Annotated in this window: 7 protein-coding genes and 1 pseudogene; 2 read left to right on the forward strand and 6 right to left on the reverse strand. The window is 69.5% G+C overall.

What is annotated here, in order from left to right; all coding sequences use genetic code 11:
- Positions 1 to 457: pseudogene (locus GBZ26_RS24920) on the reverse strand (LytTR family DNA-binding domain-containing protein); the annotation flags it as partial.
- A 168-nt stretch (positions 458 to 625) separates the two neighbouring features.
- On the opposite strand from GBZ26_RS24920, the gene GBZ26_RS24925 reads away from it, so the two are divergent.
- The gene (locus GBZ26_RS24925) at positions 626 to 1,069 is read left to right on the forward strand and encodes a DUF2141 domain-containing protein (protein WP_174441146.1); all 444 of its coding nucleotides are present in this window, start codon (positions 626 to 628) and stop codon (positions 1,067 to 1,069) included.
- Positions 1,070 to 1,111: 42 nt separating this feature from the next.
- Here the strand turns inward: GBZ26_RS24925 and GBZ26_RS24930 are convergent, their stop codons facing one another.
- From GBZ26_RS24930 to GBZ26_RS24950, 5 genes are all read right to left on the reverse strand, one after another.
- On the reverse strand, positions 1,112 to 2,209 hold the full coding sequence (locus GBZ26_RS24930; RefSeq protein WP_174441147.1) for a hypothetical protein: 1,098 nt from the start codon (positions 2,207 to 2,209) through the stop codon (positions 1,112 to 1,114).
- A gap of 261 nt (positions 2,210 to 2,470) precedes the next feature.
- Positions 2,471 to 2,704, reverse strand: coding sequence for a DUF1150 family protein (locus GBZ26_RS24935; protein WP_038525869.1), 234 nt, complete (start codon positions 2,702 to 2,704; stop codon positions 2,471 to 2,473).
- 75 nt (positions 2,705 to 2,779) lie between these two features.
- Positions 2,780 to 3,259 (reverse strand): Hsp20 family protein, encoded by a 480-nt coding sequence (locus GBZ26_RS24940; protein WP_014239222.1) that lies wholly within the window; start codon positions 3,257 to 3,259, stop codon positions 2,780 to 2,782.
- Between the two features lie 188 nt (positions 3,260 to 3,447).
- Positions 3,448 to 3,864 (reverse strand): GtrA family protein, encoded by a 417-nt coding sequence (locus GBZ26_RS24945; protein ID WP_174441148.1) that lies wholly within the window; start codon positions 3,862 to 3,864, stop codon positions 3,448 to 3,450.
- A 5-nt stretch (positions 3,865 to 3,869) separates the two neighbouring features.
- Positions 3,870 to 4,985 (reverse strand): glycosyltransferase family 2 protein, encoded by a 1,116-nt coding sequence (locus GBZ26_RS24950; protein WP_174441149.1) that lies wholly within the window; start codon positions 4,983 to 4,985, stop codon positions 3,870 to 3,872.
- 591 nt (positions 4,986 to 5,576) lie between these two features.
- On the opposite strand from GBZ26_RS24950, the gene GBZ26_RS24955 reads away from it, so the two are divergent.
- Positions 5,577 to 7,220: hybrid sensor histidine kinase/response regulator (locus GBZ26_RS24955; protein WP_174441150.1), on the forward strand; the 1,644-nt coding region annotated here is incomplete at its 3' end.

A 7,220-nucleotide genomic window follows, 5' to 3' on the forward strand; every position in this document is an offset into this window, starting at 1 on the left:
GCGGGGAAGGCGGTGGCGTGGGGGCGGCGAGAAGCCCGCGGTCGCGCAGCTCCAGCCAGACCGGAATGGCGGACACCAGCAGGGTGACGATGACGACATAGACGAACAGCTCCGCCAACCCCAGCGGGCGCAGAAAATCCATCCCGCGCAACGTCCTTTCAAGCAGCGCCACGGTCAGTGTCATCGGCGCCGCCACCGCCAGGACCACCCCGGCCAGCATGGCGCGCCACGCCCCCGCCCGCTCCCGCAGCCGATGGCCGGCGGCCAGGGTCAGAAGCTCGAAGGCGAGACCGCCCAGCCCGATCAGCCCGCACCAATAGGCCAGCCGCTGCGTCAGCGTCAGATCCGCGAAGGTGCCGAACGGACCCAGCAGGGTCAGCACCAGCGCGGCGGCCAGCAGCACCGGCAGGCGCCGGCCCAGCAGCCGGTGGCGGTAGGGCGTGCGAGGCTGCCCCATTGCAGGAACCTCCGTTTCACGCATCGTGAACCGCCGGTCCCGGCGTTCGGCGAAGCCGCAACCCGCCGGTCCCGCAGCGGCGGTGGCCCTCCGCCCGCTCCTTCAGGCATGGAAGGGACCGGCTCGGAAAGGCGACGGTTCGCCCACGGCGAAGGAAAGGGACAGGAAATGGGAGCTGCATGTCGGATCGGATTGGGGTTGGTCGGCGCGGTGGCGTTGACGCTCGCCGCGGCGGGAGTCCGCGCGGGGGAGCTTCGCGCAACCATCGGCAACGTCAAGCCCCAACAGGGCACGCTGTGGGTCGCGCTGTATGACGGTGCCGACGCCTACCGGGCGGAACGGCGCTTCGCCGGGCAAATCCTGGAGGCGTCGGGGACGGAGGTGACGGCGGTCTTCGCCGGGCTGCCGGCGGGGCGCTACGGAGTCGCGGTGTTCCAGGATCGGAACGGCGACTCGGTGCTCACCACCAATCTGCTGGGAGTGCCGCGTGAGCCCTACGGCTTCAGCGGCGGGGCGACGGGCGGCGCCTTCGGCCCGCCGGCCTTCGACGCCTTCGCCCTGGCGGTGCCGGACGGGGGGATGGTGACCACCAGGGTGCCCCTGACGGAATGAGCCGCCGTTCCGGGCAACCGGAACCGTGCCGTGGAGGGCTCCTCACGCGCTGGCGGAGCGGGCGGACTGTTCCAGCGACTTGATGTGGGACAGGCCGGGCAGGATTTCCGACTTCACGAACTCCATGCGCCGGTTCGGGCCGCCGCCGCCGCGGGCGAAGCGCGCCTTCCACAGGTCCATCTTCACCGCCAGACCGCACAGCACGCCGCCGATGGTGACGTGGTGGGAGGCGATCAGCTCGCGGATGGAATGGAAGGTCTCGGCGTTGATGTCGCGCCAGAAGTCCTTGGACCGGTTGTCGAAACTCTCGAACCGCCCGGTGATCGAGGTCGAGATGTCGGTCAGGTCGCGGCTGATCTCATCGAGCATACGCATCTGCCGGGCGTCGCGCTTGACCTCGGTGGAGCTGCGGATCTCGGCCATCCAGGACAGGAAACGCTGGATCTCCGGGACGATGTCGTCCAGGCATTTCTTGAAATAGGCCAGCGACAGGAAGATGTCGCCGTACTCCTCGAGGAACTGCGGGATCTCCCCCAGCTCGATGTCCAGCCGGTCGGCCATCATGCGCAGGTTGCGCAGCGCCTCGTCCCGGTTGGGGTTGGAGAACATGCCGATGATGTCCTTCACGTCCTGGACCTGCATGTCCTCGGACCCGTAGACATACTCGACCAGCGGGCGCGTGAAGACGCGCATGTAGTTGGTCAGCTCCTCCTTCTTGCGGTCGGACAGGGTCAGCGACTCGACGCTGTTGACGTCGATGTTCATCCGGCGCAGTTCGATGCGGGAGGTGTAGACGTCGAAGCTGGAGGCGGCGGCGATCTTCTCGATCTTGACCAGGTCGCGCTCCACCTCCTCCTTGTAGGATTCGAAATAGGCGGTGAGGTGGCGCGGCGAGACCTGCCCGCTTCCGGTCTGGACGTCGTGGAACATCTCGACGACGGTCTGCAACCGCACGTTCTTGATCAGCCGGGCGTGCTGAAGACCCGGCGTTTCCAGCGGGATGGCCGACAGCGGCATGATGTGCAGCGCGTCGCGGGCCTCGTCCTCCCACTGCCTGCGCCGGCCTCCGCCCTGGGGACGTGCCGATTTGTCCCCCGCAACCTCGGCCACAGCCTCGCTGGTGTCTGCCCCGTCGCTCAATGCCATCTCCCCGCAAGCCGGCGCCCATCCGCCCGCTCGTCCACTTTCGAGGTCCCCCACAAGGATAGCGGGTTGAGGGGGGCAGGCAAGGGTTGAAGGGGGCGTCCCGGAGCAATGTCATAGCACCGGACGTACAGAAACGAAAAGGGCCGGTCCGCCGTGGACCGGCCCTTTCGCAACCTCCGGGGAAGTTTCGGCGAAACCCCCGGGCGTCGTCAGCGGGACGCCCCGGGCGTCAATGGCAGCAGGACGCCCCAGGCGTCAATGGACGCTCAGCGGCTCCATGTCGTTCTGGCGGACGGTGGCGAAGGCCACGTCGCGCTCGGCCAGCACCGTCAGCGGCGTGCCGTCGGCGGCGTGGACGGAGAAGGCCGGGGCGTCGTCGACGGTCACCGGCCGGACATAGGCCACATGGTCCAGCCCGAAGGTGGCGAAGTCCTGGGGCGACAGTTGGCGCAGGTAGGCCGCGGCCTTGTCGGTGTCGAAGCTGTTCATGACGCAGTCCTTTGGACGAATCGGTCGAGGAGGTGTAAGCGACAGGCAATCGCGCTGGGCGACCGCCGAAACCAATCAGGCGTCGCCGCGGTCGGGCGCGACGTCGATGGTCTGCGGTCCGGCGGTGCCGCTGGCGGCCTGGGCGGGCTGCTCGATCTTGATGGTGCGGACCTTCGGTTCCGGCAGGGGCCGCTTGAGGTCGATGTTGAGCAGGCCGTTGTCGAGCGAGGCGCCGACCACCTCGATCCCCTCCGCCAGCACGAAGCTGCGCTGGAACTGGCGGGCGGCGATGCCGCGGTGCAGGTAGATGCGCGAGCGGTCGTCGGTCTGGCGGCCCCGGATGACGAGCTGGTTGTCCTCGATCTGGACCGACAGGTCCTCGGAGGTGAAGCCGGCCACGGCCAGCGTGATGCGCAGGCCCTCGTCCCCGATCTGTTCGATGTTGTAGGGCGGATAGCCTTCCGCGGAGTTCTTGGCGATGCGGTCCAGCGTGCGCTCGAACTGGTCGAAGCCCAGGAGCAGCGGACTGTTGAAGAGCGAAAGACGTGTCGTCACGGCGCATCCTCCTCGAGAGGCGAGCGAGTTGCACATTGGGCCCGTTTCCGGCGCCCGGCTGGCTGGCGGCCCGAAAGGGGAGGATCGGCGCCGCTCCGTCATAGATTGGGGTAGGCCGCCCGGCGGTCAAGGTTCGCCGTTGCGGCAAAGCGCCCCCGCCCTCCGGCGGGGCCGCTCGGGCCACGGCCTCAGACGAGGGGATTGGCGGCCGGTGCGGTGAAGACGAAGCGCCGGCTGGACCAGTAGTTCCAGGCGAAGGTGACGACGGTCGCCGCGATCTTGGCGACCAGCGGCGGAACGGCGGGGACCAGCAGACCGACCACCAGCGTGGACAGTCCCAGCCCGACGAGGTTGAAGGCCAGGAACAGCGGCAGGCGGCGGGCCATCGGGGCGGCCTCGCGGCGCAGGCGGAAGGTCCAGCTGCGGTTCAGCAGGAAGCTGCACAGCACGCCGGCGCCGTAGCCCACGGCGTTGGCGGCCAGAACGGGAGCGCCGGCCAGCGACACCAGCGCCAGGAACAGCGCGAAATCCACCCCGGTGTTCAGCAGGCCGACCAGGGCAAAGCGGATGGCCGTCCAGGGAACGGCCCGTCCCCGGCCTTCCATGCCGCTCAATTGTTGGCCCCGCTCTTGGCCTCGATGCGGGAAAAGGCGCCGGCCGCCGCGGCGATGCCGGTTCCCAGATGCACCACGATGGGGTCCGGCATGGCCTGACCGCCGGCTTCGGCCGCCGCGGCCTGGGCGGCGGCTTGAGCGGCGACCTGGGCCGCCATGGCGTCCGGATGGCGGGCGATGCGGTCCACCACGAACAGCGGCCGCTGTTTGGTCTCCATGTAGAGCCGTCCCAGATACTCGCCCAGGACGCCCAGGATCAGCAGCTGGGTGCTGCCCAGCACCAGCGAGACGACCATCACGCTGGTCCAGCCGGGAACCGTCGCGTGCTGCGACCAGCTCACCAGCGCGTAGCCGAGCGCCAGCAGCGCGCACAGCGCGAAGAAGAAACCGACGTAGGAGGCGGCGCGCAGCGGCTTGATGGAGAAGCTGGTGATGGCGTCCACTGCGAAGCGGATCATCTTGCCCAGCGGGTACTTGGTCTCGCCGACGGCGCGGGCCTGCCGGTCGTAGGGCAGCGGCTCCTGCTTCAGCCCGATCCAGCTCACCATGCCGCGGATGAAGCGGTGCTGCTCCGGCATGGCGTTCAGCACCTCTAGGGCGCGGCGGCTCATCAGGCGGAAGTCGCCGGTGTCCTTGGGGATATCGATGTCGACCAGCCGGTCGAGCAGTCGGTAGAACAGCGCCGCCGTGCCCTTCTTGAACCACGTCTCGCCGTCGCGGGCCATGCGGGTGCCGTAGACCACGTCGGCCCCGGCGTCCATGCGGGCCATCATGGTCGTCAGCAGCTCCGGCGGGTCCTGCAGGTCGGCGTCGATGATCAGGATGCGCTCGCCCCGGCAGACATGGAGGCCGGCGGTCAGGGCGAGCTGGTGGCCGTGGTTGCGCGACAGCCGCACCCCCGTCACCGCCGGATCGTCGCGCACCAGAGTGGCGATGCGGCCCCAGGTGCCGTCCCGCGACCCGTCATCCACCAGGATCAGCTCATAGCTCTCCCCGACCTCGGCGCGGCAGGCCGCGGACACCCGGCGGTGCAATTCGCCGATCCCCTCGGCCTCGTTGTAGCAGGGAACCACCACGGACAACCGCGGGGCCCCGGCAACGGCGTGCTGCATGAACCTTCTCCCGTCACCGCCTCCCGTCCGCACCCCCGGCCCGATGGCGTCCCGCCGCCGGCTTTCACGGCGTGAAACCCAACGGAGGACCCCTTCGGGCGAGCGCGCAGACCTCGGGCGACACCGGCGCGGTACCGCCGGCATCCCGTTCCGCCAACGGGATCGCAGGCCATTTTGCCCCGCCGGAATTCGGTACTAACCCGGTCATACGGCCGCCGCGCCGCGCCGGCCGGCGGAAATCCCCGAAACGTCACAGGCCTATGGCATTTGCGACGATTGCCGGTGCGGGCGGGGTGCCTCGAAGGGCATGGTGCGGTGCGGAACGCGGGGCTTTTCCGGTCCCGGGGCGCCGCCGCTTCGCCAACCCGTACGGCGATGCCGGGCGGGTTGCCTCCCCCGGGCTGCCTCCGACGGGCGACCACCTTCGGCACGGCACGCTCCTTGCGTGAAAACGGCGTGCGGGCGGGGCGAAACGGAGCGACATCCGCCCGTATGCCGGGAATGCATCGCACGATGCGAATCCGTGTCGCGCCGCACAGGCAAAATGCAAAACGGGACCGCCAGGGGGTTGTGATGGCCGGTGGGTTTGCGATGAACATGGTTTCCAGCGAACTGCTGCTCGGTCTGGCGCAGAACATCGGGCTGTTCGCGGTCGTGGCGGTGGTCTTCCTGCAGATCCGCGGCCGCGCCGCCGGCTGGCCGGCACCGATGGCCAACACTCTTCTGGGCCTGATGTTCGGCGCGGTGGCGGTGCTGGGCATGGCCGATCCGGTGCGGGTGGCGCCGGGCCTGTTCATCGACGCCCGCAACGTGATGGTCGGGCTGGCCGGCCCGTTCGGCGGCGCTCTGGCCGGGGCGGCGGCCGCCGCGGTGTCCGGAGCCTTCCGTTTCTGGCTGGGCGGGCCGGGAGCCGTGGCGGGGGTGACGTCGCTGGTCGGGGCCGGGCTGATCGGCATGCTGGTGGGGGCGGCGGCGCGGCGATCCGGGCGGTTCGGCAATCGGCATCTGGCCGCGCTGGCCCTGCTGGTGACGGTGATGGCGCCCTTCAGTTTCCTGCTGCTGCCGCCGGACATGGCGTACCGCATGTTCGAAACGACGCTGGTGCCGTTGAGCCTCGGAAACTTCTTCGGCACGCTGGCGCTGGGCACCTTCCTGCGCAAGGAGCAGGAGCGCTGCGATCTCCAGATCGCCCTCACCGAAAGCCAACGCCGCTTCGCCGCGACGGTGGCGAACCTGCCCGGCGGCGTGTATCAGCGGGTGCTGACGGTCGATGGCCGGCTGCGCTTTCCCTATTGCAGCCCCGGCTTCTTCCAGGTGATGGGGCTGCCGCCGACCGAGCGGGTGACGCTGGAGGCTCTGAACCGCATCCTCCACCCCGAAGACCGTCCACGCCTGTTCGCTTCGATCCACGCCTCCGCCGAGACGCTGGAGCCCTGGAGGCTCGAATACCGGATCGTCTGGCCGGACGGCGACATCCGCTGGATCAGCGTCTCCAGCCGCGCGGCGCGGCGCGACAACGGCGACATCGTGTGGGACGGCATCGTCACCGACGTCACCGAGACCAAGCGCAACGAGCAGGCGCTGATCCAAGCCCGCCTGGAGGCCGAGGCGGCCAGCCGCGCCAAGGCCGAGTTCCTGGCGACGATGAGCCATGAGATGCGCACCCCGCTGAACGGCATCCTGGGATTCGCCCGTCTTCTGCTGGATGAGGACCTGACGCCCCGGCAGTGCCACCACGCCCGTCTGGTGCGCGACGCCGGCCGGTCGCTTCTGACGGTGATCGAGGATGTGCTGGACTTCTCGCGCATCGAGGCGGGGCGGCTTGCGCTGAACGACACCTCCTTCGCCATCCGCGACCTGATCGCCAATTGCGCGGCGGTGTTGCGGCTGGAGGCCGAGGCGAAGGGGCTGACGCTGCACGCCGCCGTGGCGCCGGATGTGCCGGACTGGCTGCGCGGCGATCCCGACCGGCTGCGGCAGGTGGTGCTGAACCTGCTGGCCAACGCGGTGAAGTTCACCGAGCATGGCGACGTCGGTGTGACCGTCGTGAAGACCTCCGACACCCCCACCGGTCCGCATCTGACGATCAGCGTCGCCGACACCGGGATCGGCATCCCGCAGGATCGGCAGGGCCAGCTGTTCCAGCGCTTCAGCCAGATCGACCGGTCGCGCGGGGGCACCGGTCTCGGCCTGGCCATCAGCCGGCGGCTCGTGGAAATGATGGGCGGGAGGGTC

Source organism: Azospirillum formosense (assembly GCF_013340925.1).
GTDB lineage: Bacteria > Pseudomonadota > Alphaproteobacteria > Azospirillales > Azospirillaceae > Azospirillum > Azospirillum formosense.

What these genes read in the sequence shown, in the direction of transcription:
- GBZ26_RS24925 (WP_174441146.1), top strand. Translation starts at nt 626, where the DNA reads ATGGGAGCTGCATGTCGGATCGGATTGGGGTTGGTCGGCGCGGTGGCG.
- GBZ26_RS24935 (WP_038525869.1), bottom strand. Translation starts at nt 2,704, where the DNA reads ATGAACAGCTTCGACACCGACAAGGCCGCGGCCTACCTGCGCCAACTG.
- GBZ26_RS24945 (WP_174441148.1), bottom strand. Translation starts at nt 3,864, where the DNA reads ATGGAAGGCCGGGGACGGGCCGTTCCCTGGACGGCCATCCGCTTTGCC.
- GBZ26_RS24950 (WP_174441149.1), bottom strand. Translation starts at nt 4,985, where the DNA reads ATGCAGCACGCCGTTGCCGGGGCCCCGCGGTTGTCCGTGGTGGTTCCC.